At 63.1% G+C, this 17,519-nt stretch carries 18 protein-coding genes, 1 tRNA gene and 2 pseudogenes; 5 read left to right on the top strand and 16 right to left on the bottom strand.

Annotated features, from left to right (window positions below; all coding sequences use genetic code 11):
• Genes JHC57_RS07615 through JHC57_RS07580 form a run of 8 tightly spaced genes read right to left on the bottom strand, consistent with a single transcriptional unit; the run spans position 1 to position 6,009 of the window.
• Positions 1–1,419 carry a TonB-dependent receptor gene (locus JHC57_RS07615; protein WP_294029428.1) on the bottom strand — a complete coding sequence of 473 codons (1,419 nt, stop codon included), beginning with the start codon at positions 1,417–1,419 and terminating at the stop codon, positions 1–3.
• Entirely contained in the window at positions 1,314–2,204 is an 891-nt protein-coding gene (locus tag JHC57_RS07610) for a TonB-dependent receptor plug domain-containing protein (RefSeq protein ID WP_294029409.1), read from the bottom strand. Before JHC57_RS07610 ends, JHC57_RS07615 begins: the two co-directional genes overlap by 106 nt.
• A 19-nt stretch (positions 2,205–2,223) precedes the next feature.
• A complete protein-coding gene (locus tag JHC57_RS07605; RefSeq protein ID WP_294029408.1) occupies positions 2,224–2,691 on the bottom strand; it encodes a cytochrome c in 468 nt (155 codons plus the stop codon).
• On the bottom strand, positions 2,688–3,131 hold the full coding sequence (locus JHC57_RS07600) for a cytochrome c (RefSeq protein ID WP_294029407.1): 444 nt from the start codon (positions 3,129–3,131) through the stop codon (positions 2,688–2,690). The genes JHC57_RS07605 and JHC57_RS07600 overlap by 4 nt, the downstream gene beginning before the upstream one ends.
• Positions 3,131–3,685 (bottom strand): methylamine dehydrogenase light chain, encoded by a 555-nt coding sequence (locus JHC57_RS07595; RefSeq protein WP_294029406.1) that lies wholly within the window; start codon positions 3,683–3,685, stop codon positions 3,131–3,133. Before JHC57_RS07595 ends, JHC57_RS07600 begins: the two co-directional genes overlap by 1 nt.
• 31 nt (positions 3,686–3,716) lie before the next feature.
• Positions 3,717–4,307 carry a redoxin family protein gene (locus JHC57_RS07590; protein WP_294029405.1) on the bottom strand — a complete coding sequence of 197 codons (591 nt, stop codon included), beginning with the start codon at positions 4,305–4,307 and terminating at the stop codon, positions 3,717–3,719.
• Entirely contained in the window at positions 4,304–4,822 is a 519-nt protein-coding gene (locus JHC57_RS07585) for a MauE/DoxX family redox-associated membrane protein (RefSeq protein ID WP_294029404.1), read from the bottom strand. The genes JHC57_RS07590 and JHC57_RS07585 overlap by 4 nt, the downstream gene beginning before the upstream one ends.
• On the bottom strand, positions 4,822–6,009 hold the full coding sequence (locus tag JHC57_RS07580; protein WP_294029403.1) for an amine dehydrogenase large subunit: 1,188 nt from the start codon (positions 6,007–6,009) through the stop codon (positions 4,822–4,824). Before JHC57_RS07580 ends, JHC57_RS07585 begins: the two co-directional genes overlap by 1 nt.
• A gap of 33 nt (positions 6,010–6,042) precedes the next feature.
• Here JHC57_RS07580 and JHC57_RS07575 point away from each other — a divergent pair, with 33 nt between their 5' ends.
• Positions 6,043–6,795 carry a TetR/AcrR family transcriptional regulator gene (locus JHC57_RS07575; RefSeq protein WP_294029402.1) on the top strand — a complete coding sequence of 251 codons (753 nt, stop codon included), beginning with the start codon at positions 6,043–6,045 and terminating at the stop codon, positions 6,793–6,795.
• Between the two features lies 1 nt (position 6,796).
• Here the strand turns inward: JHC57_RS07575 and JHC57_RS07570 are convergent, their stop codons facing one another.
• The gene (locus JHC57_RS07570) at positions 6,797–7,591 is read right to left on the bottom strand and encodes a TetR/AcrR family transcriptional regulator (protein ID WP_294029401.1); all 795 of its coding nucleotides are present in this window, start codon (positions 7,589–7,591) and stop codon (positions 6,797–6,799) included.
• A 27-nt stretch (positions 7,592–7,618) separates the two neighbouring features.
• On the opposite strand from JHC57_RS07570, the gene JHC57_RS07565 reads away from it, so the two are divergent.
• On the top strand, positions 7,619–8,053 hold the full coding sequence (locus JHC57_RS07565; RefSeq protein WP_294029427.1) for a cupin domain-containing protein: 435 nt from the start codon (positions 7,619–7,621) through the stop codon (positions 8,051–8,053).
• Positions 8,054–8,162: 109 nt separating this feature from the next.
• Here the strand turns inward: JHC57_RS07565 and JHC57_RS07560 are convergent, their stop codons facing one another.
• Complete coding sequence (locus JHC57_RS07560) at positions 8,163–10,469, bottom strand: TonB-dependent receptor (protein ID WP_294029400.1); 2,307 nt, start codon at positions 10,467–10,469, stop codon at positions 8,163–8,165.
• Positions 10,470–10,831: 362 nt separating this feature from the next.
• On the opposite strand from JHC57_RS07560, the gene JHC57_RS07555 reads away from it, so the two are divergent.
• Together JHC57_RS07555 and JHC57_RS07550 are read left to right on the top strand one after the other, a co-directional pair.
• Positions 10,832–12,190 carry an NAD(P)/FAD-dependent oxidoreductase gene (locus JHC57_RS07555; RefSeq protein ID WP_294029399.1) on the top strand — a complete coding sequence of 453 codons (1,359 nt, stop codon included), beginning with the start codon at positions 10,832–10,834 and terminating at the stop codon, positions 12,188–12,190.
• A gap of 4 nt (positions 12,191–12,194) precedes the next feature.
• Complete coding sequence (locus JHC57_RS07550) at positions 12,195–13,547, top strand: FAD-dependent oxidoreductase (RefSeq protein WP_294029398.1); 1,353 nt, start codon at positions 12,195–12,197, stop codon at positions 13,545–13,547.
• Between the two features lie 109 nt (positions 13,548–13,656).
• On the opposite strand, the gene arsH is transcribed toward JHC57_RS07550, so the two are convergent.
• The 5 genes and pseudogenes from arsH to JHC57_RS07530 form a co-directional block, all read right to left on the bottom strand.
• Positions 13,657–14,415, bottom strand: a complete 759-nt coding sequence (gene arsH, locus JHC57_RS07545; protein ID WP_294029397.1) for an arsenical resistance protein ArsH — start codon at positions 14,413–14,415, stop codon at positions 13,657–13,659.
• 5 nt (positions 14,416–14,420) lie between these two features.
• Positions 14,421–14,636, bottom strand: a pseudogene (locus JHC57_RS22500) (arsenical-resistance protein); the annotation flags it as partial.
• A gap of 105 nt (positions 14,637–14,741) precedes the next feature.
• The gene (locus tag JHC57_RS07540) at positions 14,742–15,200 is read right to left on the bottom strand and encodes a hypothetical protein (protein WP_294029396.1); all 459 of its coding nucleotides are present in this window, start codon (positions 15,198–15,200) and stop codon (positions 14,742–14,744) included.
• Positions 15,170–15,532, bottom strand: coding sequence for a hypothetical protein (locus JHC57_RS07535; RefSeq protein ID WP_294029395.1), 363 nt, complete (start codon positions 15,530–15,532; stop codon positions 15,170–15,172). The genes JHC57_RS07540 and JHC57_RS07535 overlap by 31 nt, the downstream gene beginning before the upstream one ends.
• Positions 15,533–15,813: 281 nt before the next feature.
• Positions 15,814–15,890 (bottom strand) — tRNA-Arg (locus JHC57_RS07530).
• A gap of 104 nt (positions 15,891–15,994) precedes the next feature.
• On the opposite strand from JHC57_RS07530, the gene JHC57_RS07525 reads away from it, so the two are divergent.
• The gene (locus JHC57_RS07525; protein WP_294029394.1) at positions 15,995–17,056 is read left to right on the top strand and encodes a putative sulfate exporter family transporter; all 1,062 of its coding nucleotides are present in this window, start codon (positions 15,995–15,997) and stop codon (positions 17,054–17,056) included.
• A 38-nt stretch (positions 17,057–17,094) separates the two neighbouring features.
• Here JHC57_RS07525 and JHC57_RS07520 read toward each other — a convergent pair.
• Positions 17,095–17,519 (bottom strand): annotated as a pseudogene (locus JHC57_RS07520) (thioredoxin); the annotation flags it as partial.

Genomic DNA, 17,519 nt, shown 5'->3' with positions numbered 1-17,519 from the left:
TCAGAATTTCATGCCCACGGTCACGCCATAGGTCCGCGGAGTCCCGACATGGTTATAGTCGAAACCGAAGCCTGCGAGCAGGTCCACGCGCGACGTGAAGTAGAATTTGTTAGTCAGGTTCTTTCCCCAGACCGACGCGTTCCAGCGGCCGTCGGCCGATTCCCAGTCGATGTGCCCGGCAAGAAGCACATAGCTGTCCTGCTGCAGCCGGGGGATGTTGAGCACCTCGAAATACTGGCTCGCCGAATAGTTGATGTCGCCGTGCAGGCTTAGTTTCCCGTTGCCGCCATCCATCACCGTCGCATCGACCCCGCCGGTGAAGGTGAGCTTGGGCGCGTTCGACAGCCGGTTACCGCTGACATCGACGCCGCTCACCGTCCCGCGCTTGATTTTCGTGTCGAGCAGCCCGGCCCCGGCGCGCAGCGTCACCATGTCGGTCGCGCGTACGGTCAGCTCGGCCTCGCCGCCGAGGATCCGCGAGCGCGGGATGTTGAGCAAGGTCTGCGCTGCGGTGGCCGGATCGACGTTGATGAACTGCTGGTTGCTGTACGTATAGCGGAACGCCGCCATGTTGAGCGTGACGCGCCGGTCGGCGAACTGGCTCTTCAGTCCCAGCTCGAACGCGTCGATCTTCTCGGCCTTCGCCACCGACAGCTCCGACGGGTCAAAAAAGGCCTGCGCATTGAAGCTCGGGGCGCGATAGCCACGGCTGTAATTGCCATAGACCATCACATCGGGATTGATCTTGTAGTCGGCGCCGACCTTGCCCGACAGATTCTCCTGGCTGTAATCGAGCCGCGATGGCGGGATCAGGTTCATCACCAGCACGCCGTTCGGACCAAAGGCATTGGCTTCGAAATTGCTCTGTGTTCCCTTGTCGTGCGTGAAGCGGAGGCCGCCGCGCAGCGTGAGCTGGTCGGTCAGCTCGAAGCTGACGTCCGAATAGAGGGCATAGCTTTTCTTGAGCTGGTCGAAGCTGTTGCGGAACAGGCATCCCAAGGGGAAGCCAGCCGCGCAATCCGCATCGGTGACGCCGGGCAGACCATCGGAATCGATGTCCTTGCCGATCTCGAACGTCGTCTCGTTATAAACCTTCTCGCGGTTGAAATAGGCGCCGAGGATGAAGTTGAACGGACCGCCGAAGTCGCTCGTCAGGCGCAGGTCCTGCGCGAATTGCGTCGCCCGGTCGGTGTATGGAATTTCGAGCAGCCCGGTCGCGGTGCCGTCGGTATCCTCATAAAAACTCAGCCGACCCTTGTCCCACGAGGTCACGCTGGTGATCGCGAGCGTGTCGCTCAAATCGACGGTGCCGGTCAGCGACACCGACCAGGTCCGCGCACGGCGGCGGTCGGTGACATTGGCCTCGATCTCGCGACGCCCGAGCCCGGGCCGGTTGACCGCCTCGGGCTGGGCGTAAATGCCATAGTTGCGGGGGTTCTGGTAACTGGTCGAGGCGCGCAGGACAAAGCGCGCGCTGTCACTCGGTTCGAAGAGCAGACTGCCGCGCACGCCATATTCGCGCACGCTCGCGAGGTCGGGCTCGCCGGGGAGCTGGTTCTTGAACCAGCCGTCGGCGCGCGCGAAGGTGAAGGCGACGCGCGCCGCCAATGTCTCGCCAAATAGCCGAGGTTCAGATAGCCCTCGGTATCGCCCAGCACCGGTGTCCGGCTGATCAGGTTGACGGCGCCGCCAGTCGTGTTCTTGCCATAGAGTGTGCCCTGCGGGCCGCGCAGCACCTCGACGCGCTCGAGGTCGTACATCGCGACGCCGAGGAAGGCGAAATTGCCCTTGTACACCTCGTCATAATAGGTCGCGACAGGGCTCGCCTGATTGAGGCTGTAATCGGACATCGACACGCCGCGCAGCGCAAAGATCGGGGTGTTGTCGCCGACGGTCGAGGTGAGTTGGAGATTGACGATCTTGCTCGCCAGTTCGTCGGCCTGCGTCACCCGCTGGCGTTCGAGCGAGTCGCCGCCGAGCGCGCTGACCGCGATGGGGACGTCCTGAAGGCGTTCGGACCGCTTCTGCGCGGTGACCACGATGTCGGTGCCGTCGACCGTTTCGGCGGCGGCGACGGCTTCGGCAGCGGTTTCGGTCGCGGCCTCCTGTGCCAGCGCCGGAACGGAAACGCCTGCGAGAAGCAGGGCCAGCGCCGGGCGCGCGACGCGGCGCCCCGCTACCTTGGTCGTCATTACCTTGGTCATCGAAAATCCTCCCCTGTTCTTATTTCTGTTGTTTTGGTTCCGGAGCGAAGCGCGCGACCATGCCCGCCCGTATCGTCATCGCCTCCGTGCGCAGCGGCTTCAGCCGCAGGCGCGCGACTTCGGCGGCTGTGTAAGGTTTGAAATCCGCAGGCACATTCGCCGCGTCGAACCGCACGAGCGACCAGTTCACCACTTCGGCCAGATCGGCGTCGGACAGCGCGGCGGTCGCGACGCCCGGAACCTGCACCAGATATTCGCGGCCGCCCGGCACGTGCAGGAACTTCGCGACGAACCCCGCCATCGTCGGCGTGGTCTGCGGCGTCCCGGTTGCATCGGCGCGATGGCATCCCTGGCACGACAGCATCCAGTTCTGCTTCGCGCGCGCCGGATTGGCGACGCCCGGGATCGCTTCCGGACCGCTCCACGCCGGGGTTGTCACGGCCGCTCCGGTCGCCACGATCAGCGCGGATGCGGCCAGCCATTTCATTTGCCCGCGGCGGCCGGCTGGAGGCGCCCCACCGCGGCGGAATTGAGCGCCGCGCTACCTGCCCTATATCCGGCGATCTCGCGCGGAGTGAACGCTTTCGCCGATCCGCCGCGAACCACATGGTTCAGCACCGCCGCGACCTGCGCATCGTTGAGCCCGGCCTGCGCGGGCATCATCCCGCGATAGGGTTTTCCTTCGACCGTGATCGCCCCCGACACGCCGCGGATAACGACCAGCGCGAGATAGCGGCGCCCGGCAGGGGTTCCAGCCAGCGCACGCACGTCTGACTTCAGCGGCGGAAAGGCGCCCGGAACCCCCGCGCCGTTCGCCAGATGGCATGCGGCGCAGCGCTTGTAGATCGTCGCGCCGTCATCGGCGGCCATCGCGGGTCCGGTGGCCGCAAATCCGGTCACCGCCAGCAGGATCGCCCACCCCCGCATTACTGTTGCTCCAGCGCAACGCCGAGGATCACCGCGGTCGAGCAATTATAGATCGCGCTCGACGTGCCGAGACACCAGTTGATGTCGTTGTTCGCCTGCGGACGCACCATCGGCCGGTCGCGCTCGTTGCGGTTGCACAGGCAGCGCCCGCACGAGGATTTGCCGCAGCAGTCGTTATAGCTGACGATATAGGACCGGTTGTCGGCGGGGTTCAAGCAGGTGCCGATCCAGGTGATCGGCGACATTTCGGTCCCCGGCGGACAACTGCTCGCGGTGCCGCCGCAGCAACTGCAGAGGAAACCGTCGATCGCGCAATAGCGCCAGTAATCGCACTGCGTCTGGTCGCCCGGATCCTGCGGGTTGCCTGTCGTCTGCGGCGCGACCGGGTCGCCGCCGTGGCCGTGCCCCTGCGCCTGCGCGCGCGACACGGGCAGCACCGGGATCACCGCCGCGCCGGTCAGCGCACCGCCGATCAGCGTCAGCAGGCTGCGCCGCGAGGTCGCGCGCGCGACCCGCCGCGTCATCTTTTCCGAAAATTTGTCCAGTCCCGACATATTCGTCCCCTTCCTGTCGCGGCGTGCGGGATCAGCCGCGTGCGAGATATTCCTGAATCGATGCGACGCGGCGTTCCTTGGCCTCGAACAGGCTCTCCAGATGCTCGCGATTGTTGACGAGGCCGAGCGAGGCGATGTTGCCTTCCTCGTCGATCAGCACCGCGTAAGGCAGCTTCGATACGCCAAGCTTGCGGCCGAGATCTTCGGACAGGACATAGTCGAAACCCGCCAGTCCCTCGGCCATCACGAGCCGGCGGTGTGCGGCGGCGTCGCCGTCGCTCGCCAGCACCACGTCGAGCCAGCCGCGCTCGGCCCCGCTCGCCGAACGGACCACGGGAAGCAACGTCTTGCACACCGGGCAGTCGGGCGAGAGGAAGAAGATGAGCTGGCCGCGGCGATGGCGCTTGCCACCAATCGCAACTTCCTTGCCCTCGATCGTCGCGAGCGTCATTTCGGGCGCCCTGTCGCCGACATTCACCTTCTGGTGCAGCGTCAGCGCGCCGGCGGGGGCGATGCGTTCGTGGAGCACGCCGACCTGCCGCGCGAGCGCCGCGACGAGCACGCCGAGCACCGCGACGGCGATCCAGAGCAGGATTTGCGAGGCAAGGAAAAATCCGGTCATCGGGCGGCACTCCGGCTGGGGGCGGGAAGATGGGCGATTTCGCCGGCCGCAAAGAGCAGCGCGACAAAGGCGAGGGCGGCGAAGATCGACTGGATGTCGATCCCGCCGCCCCCTGCGGGAGAGAGACAAAGCGCGAGCGCCGCGGCGGCGAGCGCGAAGGCGCGGGCGATCGTGAAGCCGCCGATCCCGCTGCGCCGCGCGCCGAAATCGCAGCCGCAATCGAGGCCGCCATCGCCGCGCCGGCGCGCCGCGAGCAGCGCGGCGCCATATCCCGCCCACAACAAGGCTGCGAGCAGCGCCCCGACGGGCCGGGAGGCCGGAAAGAGCAGCGCCAGCGCGGCAGCGAACTCGATCGCCGCGGCCGCCATCGTCGCGGGCATCGCGAGCGCCGGAGCGAGGCGCAGCAGCCCCGCAGTCGCCCGCGTCAGCCGTGCGCGTTCGGCGAACTTGTGCGCTGCCGCCACCGCGAGGATGATCGCGAGCGCCAGCGCAAGGACGGACAGGACGGCGGTCATCAGCGCGCCGCCGTCATCGTCATCGGATCGTGCGCGACGCTCGCGACGGTCCGCACGAACGCACCGCTCGCGGCGTCATAGACGTCGAGCGAGCCGTCGGAGCGCGACGCGACGAGCAGCGGCTTTTCCTGCTGCGTCGCCTCGATCGACACGCTGTGGTTCTTGAGCGCGATGCGGCGGACGACCGTCTTCGCTTTCGGGTCGACGACCCACGCTTCGGTGCCGCCATCCTTGTGCGATCCTTCGATGCCCTTGGGGTTCATCAGGATGTAGAGCAGGCCCGCGCGGTCGGCCGATATCACCTGCCAGCCGCCGGGACGCCATTCGGGCTCGCCGCCCGCCTGTTTCGGGATCGCAAAACCGCCGAGGTCCCTGGCCGCCGCGCCCGCAAAATCGATCGCCCGCAGATTACCCTTGAAACTGACGAACCAGCCGGTGCGCCCGACCATTGCCGGCGTCATGAACAGCGGATCGTCGTCGATCGTGTTGAACGCCTCGCTGGTAACCGCCGGCCCCGCCTTCCCCGTCGCGTCGAGCGCGATACTCGTCATCGTCCCGTCGGCGCAGAGCGAGGTGAAACCGCGCGGACCGGTGGGGTAGACGAGCGAGCAGCCCGGCAGGTCGATATCCGACAATATCTTGCGACCGTCGAGGTCGACCACGGTCACCGAAGACCCCGGCGTGAAGTTGAACACCAGCGCCCATTTCTCGTCATTGGTCAGTTGCAGGCTGTTGCGCAGCGTCACGAACAGTCCGCGCTTGCCACCGGGCAGGACGATCTCGTCCTTCGGCGCCAGCGTCTTCGTGTCCCAGATCGTGATGACATCGGTGCGTTCGCCGCGCGTCAGCCGCGAATAAAAGGTTTCGCCGACATAGATTTCGCCGCGCGTCGTCGACGGCAGGATGTTGCCGAATTGCGCGACGGGGATCTGCCCGCGCAGATTGTTGTTTTCGGCACCGACGTCGACGATCGCGGCGCGTCCGTCGGGCAAGCTGTTGAAATGCAGGTCGTGCACGAAGACCCAGCTGTCGGGATAGCGCTCGGGCAATTCGGTGACGGTCGACACCGGCTCCTCGGGCAGCGGTTGCGGAAAATCCGCGGCACCCGCCGCACCTGCCGACAGCAGCAACATGGCAAAAGTCGCCATTCGATAGACGCGCGCCATCTCGGCCTCCCTGTTGTTCATCAATGGGCTCTGACGGCCCGCGCGTTAAAAATTATGCGTTCGACTAACTTTAGTCAAGTGAGTAAAGTAGGACACTTGTCCGGTAGCGCGAAACGGGCTAGTCGCAGCGCAGGAGGCCATGAAAAATTGTCGGATTTCATCGTTCCAGACCTGAAGATCACCCCGCGAACAGGTGGATATGCGCGGGGCCAGGATGGCTTTGAGCAGATACTTCGGTCGTCGCTGGCGTTGCTGGTGAATCACGGCGCGTCGGCTTTGACGCTTCGCCGGATCGCCGCCGAGTCGGGCATGAATGTCGGCAGCCTCAACTATTATTTCAAATCGAAGGAAGACCTGATTCGCGAGCTGCTGAACGCGGTGATCAGCAGCTACGAGGAATCGTTCGACGAGATCATGCACGAACCGGGCGCGAGCGCGGAGGCGCGGCTGGAAAATCTGGTGTCGTTGATTCTTGAGGACATCACGACCAAGAAGACGACGCGCTTTTTTCCCGAACTATGGGCGATGGCGAACCACGACAGCTTCGTCTACGACCGGATGAATGAGCTTTACCAGCGTGCGCGGGTATCGCTCAACGAGTTGATCGCAGAGATCAATCCCCGCCTGTCCGCCGATCAACGCGAAATATTGGCGCTGTTCATCTCGGCGTCGATGGAAGGCATGACCGTTTTTGCAGGCTATCAGAAGCCATGGGTCGATCGCATGCCGGTGCTGAAGCTTCTGGCACGCAAATCTTTCGTCCAGCTTGTAACGTCGCTCGGACCTTCGGACTTCGATGGGCTCTAGCTCAGGGTTTCAGCTCGAGCTTGCTGGCTGAAAGGGTGCCGTCCACACCGGGTTTTGCCGATTTCACGAATTCGAGGAAGCAGCGGCACGCGGTTGCCTGCAACTGCGGCATCGCATCCTGCCAATATTTGCCGTAGCCGGCGAACACGCCGATCCCCTCGATCGAGGACAGGATGAAGGTGGACAGAATGGAGCGGTCGTCCGCCGACAGGGCGGGGTTCAGCTCGCCAATGATTTCGTCGAAACGTCGATGCTCGCGAAGATAGAGTTCGTCGACGCACTGTTTCGCAAATGGGTCATGGTTCGCGAGCGACCATAGCTCGGGGAACAGGTAGCTGGTCTGACGCGTCGTGCCATCCTGAAGAATGAAGGAGATGAGCTGGGTCAGCTTGCTCTCCGGGTCAGCGCCGGCACCGGCGGTCGCTTCGCTAATCGCTGCCTCGTAACTGCCCGATATCGCCTGGAGAAGCGCACGGACGAGGTCGTCCTTTGACTTGAAATAATAGGAGATATTGCCCGCCTTCATGCCGCACTCCTTGGCGATACGACGGAGCGTCATGTCTTTGTAGCCATGCTCGACGAGAACCGAGACGGCGGTCTTCAGAATCAGCTCGAAGCCTTCCTGGCCGCGTGCATATCCGCCTTCGCGCGGGACGAATCTCAAAACCGAAAAATTGAGGTCGGGCACCCCGATACCTTTCTTCCAGCCCAACTTCGGGCGTGAACCACTACCTCCGGACCTTCCGGCCGGTAAACCGGTAAAGCCGTTCGCGTCATCAAATGCAATTCTTGACATATGTCAAAAATATAGAGAGCCTTCTTGATGGTAGGAAAGGCGATCGTTGCCGTTCCCCAATCGCTGAAGGAACGCAAAATGGATATGACCCGAACCTCCGCTCCGCCTAAGCTTGTGGAGCTCGATTCCGCCGTGCCGATCGATGGCTTGCACCCGTTGCCCGGTCCGGAAGGGAGCGTGGTGCAAGGCGGAGCGCGCTCATTCTACCGGAGCGCCGATGGGCGGATCGATGTCGGTGTCTGGCAAGGGTCGGCCGGCCGCGTGACCATTGCAGCCTATCCGAGCGACGAACTCTGGCACATCGTCTCGGGTAAGGTTGATTTCGTGAGCAAGACCGGCGAGGCGCAGTCGTTTGGCGTCGGCGACTGCTTCGTTCTGCCGAAAGGCTATTCGGGAACGGCCGAATTCAGCGACGATTTTCGTAAAGTTTACGCCATGTCCCCAGCTCTCGGAACAACCTGACCGAATCTGAAAAGGAACCCGGCGCAATTCTTTGAAAATGCGCCGGGCTAGGTCAGGGAGTGCTACCCTGTTCAGATGCTACGGGATCTCGCCCTATGGCGTCCGGATTCTAGAAGCGCCCGTTGATGCTCACGCCAAAGGTGCGCGGGGGCGAATAGCCGCTCAGCGAATTGTCGAGGAATGTGACCGGATTGCGTCGCAGCACCCGAAACTGGTCGAGGACATTCTGGACGAAGAAGGTGATCCCATATCGTTCGTCGGCGTCCTGCAGCGTCAGCCGGAGATTGAGATTGATGAAATCATCGGTTTTTCGCGCGAGGCTGAGCTGCGGGGCCTTCACGTCATTGCCGGTCGAATAATAGGACCCTTGTACGAAGTTGAAGTCGATCTGCGGTGAGACCAGCGCCGCGTCGTTCGCTACCGGCAGATCCAGTCGCACCAATCCGTTGACGGTCCAGTTGCCGGTACCCGGAACGGTGTTCCCCGAACGGTCGACGGGGCCCGAGCCGGTCGGTTCGATGAAGCGCTTATACCTGCCCTTCTGCCATCCGGCACCAAGCTTCGCTGTCAATATATCGACCGGACGCGCGGTGGCTTCGAATTCGAAACCGTAGAACTCGACCTTGTCGGCGCTGCTCAGGAATTCGCGGGCGAACTGGTCGACTACCTTTTGATGATAATTGTCGACGTCGTAATAGAAAGCCGCGAGGTTGGTTTGCAGGCGCCGGTCCGCCAGCGTCAGCTTGACGCCGGCTTCATAAGCGAGAACGGTTTCCGGACCGATGGAATTCGCCTCGGAAATATCGACCAGCGCCGCTGTGTTGAAAGCCCCGCTTTTCACGCCGCGCGACAGGCTCGCATAGAGCAAGGCGTCGGGCGACGGCTGGTAGTCGATAGCGAGCCGGCCGCTCCAGTTCGTCCAGTCCAGCTTTTGCTGCGTGCGGTCGAGCCCGGACAGGTCGGTGACGTCCGAGAACTTCGGGTGAAGCGGATCGACCGTCGCGCCGTTCACGAAGGTTGTCGCGCCGTCATAGTTGGCGAACGTCAGATCGAGCGAGCGCCTGTCCCAGGAAACGCGGCCGCCCAGCGTCAGTTTGAGCTTGTCGGTGAATTTATAGTCCCATTGCGAGAAGAGCGCGAACGACGACAGATTCTGCTTGTAGATGCTGTAGGTCAGGAAGGCCGCAGGGTCGGTCCCGAAATAGCCGAAGGCCCCCGAATCGTCGCCGGCGAAAAACCAGATGCTCCCGTCGAGCTTTTCCTTGAGATAATAGGCTCCGAGGATGAACGACAGCGGTCCGTCGGTCTGCGACGTGAGCCGGGCCTCCTGCGAAAACTGCTTGCTGTGCGCGGTGCCGCCCTGGACGCCGTAAAGCGCGGTCTGCACAGGACCGGCGCCATAGCCGAGATCGAGGAGGCCGATCTGTGTGCCGTCGAAGAAGTTGGTCGAAAGACCCGATTTGATATCGAGATAGCCCGTAATGAGATCGAGCCCTACCGGGCCCAGATCGACCTTTAGGCGCGAAGACAGTTCGCCATATTCGACATTCTCATACTGCGCGAGTTCCTGGCGGATTTCGCGCTTCCCGCCCAATGTTTCGCCGGTCAGATTGTTGACATCCTGCTCGGTGGGCCGGATCGCCGGGTCGCCGTTATACTTGCCATATTGGGCCTTGATCAGGACGCTGGCGTTCGTTGCGAGGTCGACGTCGAGCAGCCCGCGAACGGCCCAGCGATTATCCTTCCCGATCCGCTCGCCATTGTTGATGTTGATGAAATCGCCGTCATCGCGGCGACCGAAAAAGGCGATCCGGCCGCGGACGCTGTCGCCGACCAGCGGACCGCCGACGGCCAGGTTGAGCGTCCGCTCGCCATGCCCCGCGATCGACGCCGATCCCGATCCTTCGAGACTGTCTGTCGGGCGCCGGGAGATGAACTGGATGGCGCCGGCCGAAGAGTTATAGCCGAACAATGTGCCCTGTGGCCCCTTGAGCGCTTCGACCCGCTGGAGGTCGAACAGCGCGAACCCCTGACCGGTAACGTTGTTGATCAGGATGTCGTCGCTGTAGATCGGGACGGGCGTATTCGACGACGGGTTGAAATCGGCGTTGCTCATACCCCGCACCGAAAAGAGCGGCGCGCTTGCTCCCAGCGTATTGGTCGCGCTCATGTTGGGGATTTGCTGGACGATCTGGGTCGCGTCGTTGAACCGGAAGCGCTCGAGACTGTCGCCGCTGATGGCGGTGATCGCAATCGGGACGTCGTTGATCCCCTCTTCGCGGCGCTGCGCGGTCACGACGATGTCGTCGCCTCCCGATCGTGCGGCGTCTTCGGTCGGCTGCTGCTGGGCCGCGGCCGGCACCGCGAGGGTAGCTGCGCACGCCGTGGAGAGCAAAAACAGACTAGTCTTCTTCATTCCGGGTCCCCTTCCAAATGGGCGGCCGGAGAGCGTCTGTCGCGCTCCGCATGTCCGGCTGCATTTAAATATTAGATAAATGTCCAAAATTGGTCAATCGTCTTAAATGTTATTTTAAATAGATGAATATATTCAATATTATTCTGGTTCGACGGGATCCGGTGTCGGGCACGCGCCATGGTTCGCTTTGCCCTTGGCGCGAGTCGAAACGAGAGTCATAGAAAGTTTGACATACGTCAAATATTGTGTTCGGAGGGCCATCCGGACAGAATTGGAAGAGGGCATCAGCAATGAGTGACGATCGATCGCAGAATAGTTTTCCGTCGCGCCGGGCGGTGTTGGCCACGGCAGCGGCGGGCGTCATGACATCCTCAATCGCGCAGGCGCGCCCCGCCAGCGGTGGAAAGGACAAGGGCGACTATGACGCGATCATCGTCGGGGCCGGCTTCGCCGGGCTGACGGCCGCGCGCGAGCTTAAGCGGTACGGCTACAAGGTGTTGATCCTCGAGGCGCGCGACCGGATCGGAGGCCGAACCTATACCGCCGAGTTCGATGGCAAGCCCAACGACATGGGGGGCACATGGGTGCATTGGTTCCAGCCGCATGTCTGGGCGGAAATCAACCGCTACGGCGTAGAGCTGGAGGAATCTCCAGGGAATTTTGCCGATGACGTCATCTATCTCGACGAGAATGGGGGGCGTCACCAAGCCAAAATGTCGGAGCGGGGAAGCGAATTTTACGGACCCGTCCAGACGATGTTCGCGGATGCGCGTACGATCATGCCGCGGCCGGCGGAGCCGTTCGCGGATGCGGGCTGGATTGCGGCGGATACGATTTCCGTCGCGGACAAGATTGCAGCGTCTTCGCTGACTCCCGAGGGGCGCATTCTGGCGGCGACGATTTTTGCGGCGAGCAGCGGCGGCGCGGCGGCGAATGTTTCGTGGGTCGATATCGTCCGGCTGGTCGCGCTCAGCGGCTATAGTCTCGAGCTCGAGTCCGATGTCGTAAGCCGTTTCAAGCTCAAAGGTGGAATGCGCTCGCTATATTCCGCGCTGGCGGACGATTGCGGGGCAACCATCGAGTTGAACAGCCCGGTGGCCATGATCGAAACGACGGGCGACGGCGTGCGCATCGTCGGCACGAACGGCAAGACCTGGTCGGCCCGGGCCGCGATTTCCACCTTGCCGCTGAACACACTCAAGGACGTCGGTTTCCGTCCGCCGCTTCCCAGGCAGAAGCTCGACGTCTCGGTCGAAGGCCATGCGGGCAAGGCGAACAAGATCCATATCCTGATCGAGGGCGAACGGCCGATCTTTACGGCTTGGGCGCCAGGGACCGGCCCCAGTCCGATCAACCATATGTTTTGGGATGGCGCTGCGAACGGGCGTACGCATCTTATCGCATTCGGCTCGGGCGATCACCCGCTCCGGATCATGGACAAGGGCGAGGTGCAGAAAGTGGTCAGGCAATTCCTGCCCGACGCGGTTGTGGTCGACGTCAAGGCGCACGACTGGAACAACGACCCCTATTCGAGGGGCGCTTGGTGTATCTCGCGGCCGGGACAGATTTCGAAGGCGCTCAAGGATTTGCAGGCGCCTCACGGCCGAATCTTCTTCGCCAGCGGCGATTGGGCCAGCGCTTGGCGCAGCGCGATCGACGGCGCGATCGAGCAGGGTATTACGACATCGCGCGCCTTGCACCGGCTTCTGACCGAGGGATAGGAAAATGGCCGTTCCGGTTACACGCTTCGACGCGATCGTGGTCGGCGCAGGGCTCTCGGGTCTCAAGGCCGCGCTCGAGTTGAAGCGGGCGGGAAAGACGGTGCGGGTGCTCGAAGCGCGCGATCGCGTCGGCGGACGCGCGATGCGGGGCGAGATTTGCGGTCAGGTCGTGGACTTCGGCGGGCAATGGGTCGGACCGCAGCAGATTTTTCTGCTGGCCCAGGCGCGCGAACTGGGGGTCGAAATCTATCCGCAATATGTCGCCGGTGCGAATCTGATGAGCCGGAACGGCCGCGTGGTGCGTTATGGGGAGACGCCGAAACTTCCCGTCGCGTCGCTGGTCGAGCTGGGCCTGATCGCGAGGCGCTGGCGGCGCGACATGAACGCGCTGCCGGCCGAGACGCCGTGGACGGCGCTGCGCGCGCATGAATGGGATGCCCATTCGCTCGAAAGTTGGGCATCCCGACATGTTCGCACGTCCGCAGCGCGCTATTTTGTGCGGACGGTCGCGGCGGGGCTGCTTTGCACCGATGCCAGTCAGGCCTCTTACCTGTTCTTTCTCGACATGCTCCGGCGCTGCGGCGGATTGGAAACGATGATCGGCGTCGCAGGCGGCGCGCAGCAGGACAAATTCGTTGGCGGTGCCTGGCAGCTTCCCGAGCGGATGTCGCATAGCCTCGACGGCGACGTGGAGCTGAACAGTCCGGTGCTCGCGGTCGAACAGGATTCGAAGGGCGTGCGTGTGATCAGCTCCCACGGCACCTATTCCGCCGACCATGTCATCGTGGCGGTGCCCCCGATTCTCGCGTCGCATATCCATTTCACGCCGGCACTGCCTGTGAAACGGTCCGGCTTGCTAAGCCGCATGCCGATGGGAGCGGTGATAAAGGTTCATGTTGCCTACGAAACGCCTTTCTGGCGCCATCGCGGCCTCACGGGCTCGGCGATCAGCGGCGACCGTCACCTGGGGGCCGTCTTCGATCAGTCGCTTGGCGACGACGGTGTGGGAATACTCGTCGGGTTGATCGAGGCGCGCCATGCGCTGGCAATGAGTGCCCTCGATCCGGAGGCGCGGCGCAAAGCGGTGGTTGCCGATCTCGTGCACTATTTCGGCGTCCAAGCTTCGCAACCCCTGGATTATGTCGAGCAGAACTGGCTGGACGAGCGATGGTCGCTTGGGGGGTATGCCGCGCATCTGCCTCCCGGTGTTTTGACCGGTTATGGCCACCCATGGCACGAGCCGTGCGGGCGTATCCACTGGGCCGGGACCGAAACTGCAACCGAATTTCCCGGCTACCTCGAGGGGGCTTTGCGAGCGGGCGCGCGCGCTGCGGGCGCAGTCCGGCGAGCGGGCTGAAATTGGCGGGCAACAGCCCCTTTGGCATCAGATTCAAACGCTGGCGCGCAATGTCCGTTTCTTATAGCTAACTATCCATAGCTGCCTGTCTCTAACCGGCCAGAATTGTTCAGCGGGCGCCCGGAATTCCGGCTAGTTCGGCTGGCGTGACGACGGGCTCCTTCCGATCCTTGCGTTCCGAATAGCGGTCGACGAGCTGGTCCGCATGACCGCGTGTCAGGACGGTGAAGCGCACCAACTCCTCTGCGACGTCAACGATACGGTCATAGTAGCTCGAGGGCAGCATCCGGCCGGCCTCGTCGAACTCCTGATAGGCCTTCGCGACGCTCGACTGGTTGGGAATGGTGATCATCCGCATCCAGCGACCGAGGATGCGGAGCGTGTTGACGCTGTTGAAGGACTGGGAGCCCGCAGAAACCTGCATCACCGCAAGCGTGCGCCCCTGCGTCGGACGGAGGCCTTTGTACGCGAGCGGAAGATGATCGACCTGGGCCTTTATGATGCCGGTGATCTGTCCATGGCGCTCGGGGCTACACCAGACCTGGCCTTCGGACCAGATCGAATGCTGTCGGAGTTCTTCCACCGCGGGATGATCGTCGTTGGCGATCTGGTCGGGAAGCGGGAGGTCGGACGGGTCGAAGATGCGCGTCTCGCAGCCGAAGAGCTGGAGCAGGCGCGCCGCCTCTTCGACGACGAGGCGCGAATAGGAGCGCTCGCGCAAGGATCCGTAGAGCAGCAGGATGCGCGGGGCGGGATCGAGCGGGCCGAGCCCGAGCGCGGGCTGCGCGTGAAGATATTCGGGGCTGAGCGCCGGGAGGTGGTCCGGGTCGGTGAGCGTGCGAAGGCGCGTATAGGTCAATTCTGTCATGATACTCAGGCTTGTGCAGGCGTGGTTGCCGGGAACCATCGGCGTCCGAGGCGAAAAGCGACGCCGACGAGCAGAATGAGGACGGGGACCTCGACGAGCGGGCCGATGACGGCCGCGAAGGCAACCGGCGAAGCGAGGCCGAAAGCGGCGATTGCGACCGCGATCGCCAGCTCGAAATTATTGCCCGCCGCGGTGAAGGCGACCGCGGTCGTGCGCGGGTATAGCGGACTGTCTCCAACCCGCCACTCCTAGCTTCTGAACGTCGACATTATCGGCTCTTGGCGAAGAACATTCATACGGGCAGTCCACTACATGTTCGCTGTTCGTCATGTTTCTGGTTGATTGGCAACGGCCTGCCGCCAGAAGACTTCTTTCTCCTCAGTATCCATCGTGTGGACGTCATATTCCCGGTAAAGCTCCGCGAGCTCAGGATTGACATGCTCAGGCTTGGTGCCCGCTTGCTGGACGATTTCCAATACCGGGTCGGGGGTGACTGTCTGGAAATAGGGTGCGGCCTGCGGATCGGTCAATGTCTGTCCGTAGAGTGCCTCGGTGATCACTCCGAGAAACCATCCGCTCTGAGCGATCACCGGTGCGCCGCTGAAGCCGCCGCGTGGTATGCCCGAGATGATGAAGGCGGGCCTCCCGGTATCGTAGCGGTTAATGACGGCGCTGAGGCGGAACTCATGTGCGACCAGTGCCGGCTCGGCCGAAAAAGGGATCGAAGGATAGCCGAGCACGACCCCCTGAAGCATCAACAAATCATCGCTGAGTTCGTCTTCCATGGGTGGACCGAGGTGAATCCGGTCATATAGGTGCGCCGGAACCGGACGCTGACTGGTTCTGCATCTTTCGATATCGTTTGCCGCGAAGACATGGCTCCGAAACAGCGCGATATCATGTCATGGAATGCCAATGTCGCTCGGCTGGCCCCATCGAGTACATGAGCGGCGGTGATCATATAGCCGTTCCCGATGTGAAATCCGGTGCCGATGCCCTGGCCACGGTCATTCCACACCTCGATTGCACCCACGGCCGCCTTGAACGCCCGGCAAAGATTATGGAGGTCATTGAGGTTGTCGACGCAATTCTCGTCCCTGGCGTCGGATCGAGTCACTGTCTCGCTCCTTGTGAAGTTTCCGGTCACGTTAGTGGTCTGCACTCCACATGAACAGCGAAACGGAGATCGAATCCGCTTCTGCGATATTCCGAAGCGCCATTTCCGCTTTGAGGCGGGTGCCAAGGACCGATTAATGACTGGATTGTTGGCGAAAACGGCCGTGTCGATGCGCTGATCACGGCAGGTCCTCGGCGATTCTACGCCACAGCGCGATTTGTTTTGGTGAGTTTAGCTTTTTTGCAAGCCTCTCCAAAAATAGAATAAGCTATTGATTTTATTGGCGCACCCGAAGGGATTCGAACCCCTGGCCTCTGCCTTCGGAGGGCAGCGCTCTATCCAGCTGAGCTACGGGTGCGCACAGAGCGCGGCCTCTAGCAAGCCCGCGGCCCGCCAGCAATGGCCTATCGACCGCAAGGCGCCGATGTGCGAAGCGCGCCGCATGGGCACAGGGCAAATCGCGTGAAAATATCCGAACAGGGCTGGCCGATGGCCGCCGATCTCTATGGCGAAATGCAGCTTGAGGCGCATCCCCCCGCCCGGCGGCGCTGGCAGGCCTATTTTCCCGGCATGCTCGTGACCGCGATCGCCGCGCTCGCGGCGGGGTGGCTCGCCGATCATTATGCCGTGCCGATCGTGTTGATGGGGCTGCTGATCGGCCTCGCCCTTTCCTTCCTGTCGCAGGACGCGCGAACGCATGCCGGGCTCGACCTGATGTCGCAGACCGCGCTCCGCATCGGCATCGTCCTCATCGGCGCGCGGATCACGGCGCAGCAGCTCGCCGACCTCGGTCCCCTGCCCTTTGCCTTGCTGGTGCTGATCATGATCGCGGTCATCCTGATCACGGTCGCCAGCGCGAAGCTGTTCGGACAAAGCCGCGACGCGGGCCTGCTCGCGGGCGGCGCGACCGCGATCTGCGGCGCCAGCGCCGCGCTCGCGCTCTATTCGCTGATCGGCGATCGCCGCGTCGATCAGGCGCGTTTCACGCTGACGCTCGTCGGCATCACCGTCGCAAGTGCGCTCGCGATGACGCTCTATCCGGTGCTTGCAGCCGAATTCGGCCTGTCCGATGCGCAGGCGGGGTTCCTGATCGGGGCGGCGATTCACGATGTCGCACAAGCGATCGGCGGCGGATTTTCCTACTCACCCGCCGCAGGCGAGGTGGCAACGATCGTCAAGCTGACGCGCGTCACCCTGCTGGCGCCGATGCTGATGCTCGTCGCGCTGTGGCTGGGCCGGAGCGGAGAGGCAGGAACCAGGACCCGTATTCCGCTGCGCCTGCCTTGGTTCATCCTCGGCTTTCTTGTCGTCGCCGCGATCAATTCGCTGGTCGCCGTTCCAAAGCCGGTCGACGAAGCGGCGGCCACCGCCGCCTCGACCCTGCTCCTCCTCGCCATCGTCGCGACCGCGATGAAGGCACGGCTGCACCTGCTGCTCGATCAGGGATGGCAAAGCTTCGCGCCGATCATCGTCGCGACGCTGACCAGCTTCCTCCTGTCGCTGGCGGCCGCGCTCTGCCTGTGACGCTGTGACGCCATGACGCCGTGGCAATGCTTCGGGATTCAGCCTTTCGGCAGCGCCCAGCTCACCGTCAGCTGCGTCGCGCGGCGCGGAATGTCGAGCTTGGCCTCGCTGAAATTGACCTTCTCGTTCGGCGGCAGCATCCGCACCGGCGGCTTGATCGTCCAGCTGTAGACGATCGTGCCCTGCGCATCGCGCAGTTCGGCGAGGATCGGCGGCACGCGCTGTTCGCGGTCGGTCGGGTTGATGATTACCCCCGACGCGGCGAAATAGATCGTCCCGTCGGCCAGCTCGCGGTGATCCTGGTTCGGCGGCAATTCGATGACGAGGTCGGGCTCGTCGACCCCGCCCGGCAGGCCAAGCCCCTGCGCCCAGCCCGGCAGGCCGAAATAGGCGAGCGCACCGGTTGCGGCGATCATCAGTACGGCGGCGCTCGCGGCGATGATCGTCCAGCGTTTTGCCGGAT

The organism is Sphingopyxis sp., from assembly GCF_016463645.1.
In the GTDB taxonomy this organism is placed as follows: Bacteria; Pseudomonadota; Alphaproteobacteria; order Sphingomonadales; family Sphingomonadaceae; genus Sphingopyxis.
The sequence above is the reverse complement of the archived record's forward strand: the minus strand, read 5'-3'. Positions and strand labels throughout refer to the sequence as shown.